Genomic DNA, 1,075 nt, shown 5'->3' with positions numbered 1-1,075 from the left:
CGATTCAAGACGCATTCGGGTGAGACGGTCAACGCGCTGACGAACGTCAATCTCGACATCAAGGAAAACGAGTTCATCTCGGTGGTGGGGCCGAGCGGCTGCGGCAAGACGACGCTGCTGCGCATCCTGGCCGGGCTGGAATACGCCTCGTCGGGGTCCATTGAGTGCGATGGCGTGCAGATCGCCGGTCCCCGGCCCGACGTGGGGGTGGTGTTTCAGCAAGCCACGCTGTTGCCGTGGAACACGGTGCTGGCCAACGTCCTGCTGCCGGCGCACCTGAAAAACGACAAGTCCGAGGCGACGGTGAAGCGGGCGGAGGGCTTGCTGGCCTTCATGGGGCTGCAGGATTTCGCGCGGAAATATCCGTTTGAATTGTCCGGCGGCATGCAGCAGCGGGTCGCGATCTGCCGCGCGCTGATGCGCGAACCGCGTATCCTGTTGATGGACGAGCCGTTCGGGGCGCTCGACGCGATGACGCGCGAGGCCATGAACATGGAACTGATGCGGGTCTGGTCCGAAGAGCGGAAGACCGTCATCTTCATCACCCACAGCATTCCGGAAGCCGTTCTCTTGGGGGACCGCGTGGTGGTCATGTCGCCGCGGCCGGGGCGGATCTCCGAAATCATCGACGTCGATGTCGGTCGCCCCCGGACCTTGCAGACCATGGCGACGCCGCGGTTCGGCGCGCTTTGCGACCACATCCGGACCATCTTCGGCGCGCAATCGATGACGGCGACCTCGCTATGAGCGGCGCTTCAAAACCGGCAAACCTGCATTTGCTGCAATCGGTGGCCGTGGCCGTGGTCGTGATCGCGGCCTGGGAAGGCGCGTGCCGGTGGTTCGACATCTCGCCGATCGTGTTGCCGACCCCGAGTTCGGTCGTGGTTCGTCTTTACGCGCTGGTATCGAGCGGGATGATCTGGCCGCATCTGTGGGCGACGCTGGTCGAGGTCTTGAGCGGCTTCGTGCTCGGAGGCGTCGCCGGGCTCGTCATCGGCGCCATGATCTCGCTGATCCCGGTTTTCGAGCGGCTGGTGTATCCCTATCTGGTCGCGCTCCAGACCTTGCCGAAAGT

1 protein-coding gene and 1 pseudogene are annotated in these 1,075 nt (G+C 64.1%); both read left to right on the top strand.

Annotation, left to right across the window (positions count from 1 at the left end; genetic code table 11):
* Nucleotides 1–747 (top strand): ABC transporter ATP-binding protein (locus tag HB630_RS28175; RefSeq protein ID WP_213776000.1); only part of this gene is annotated, 747 nt, incomplete at its 5' end.
* A pseudogene (locus HB630_RS28170) lies at nucleotides 744–1,075 on the top strand (ABC transporter permease); the annotation flags it as partial. The gene HB630_RS28175 and the pseudogene HB630_RS28170, both read left to right, overlap by 4 nt.

Source organism: Bradyrhizobium sp. dw_78 (assembly GCF_018449525.1).
In the GTDB taxonomy this organism is placed as follows: Bacteria; Pseudomonadota; Alphaproteobacteria; order Rhizobiales; family Xanthobacteraceae; genus Bradyrhizobium.
This window is presented reverse-complemented; position numbering and strand designations above follow the sequence as displayed.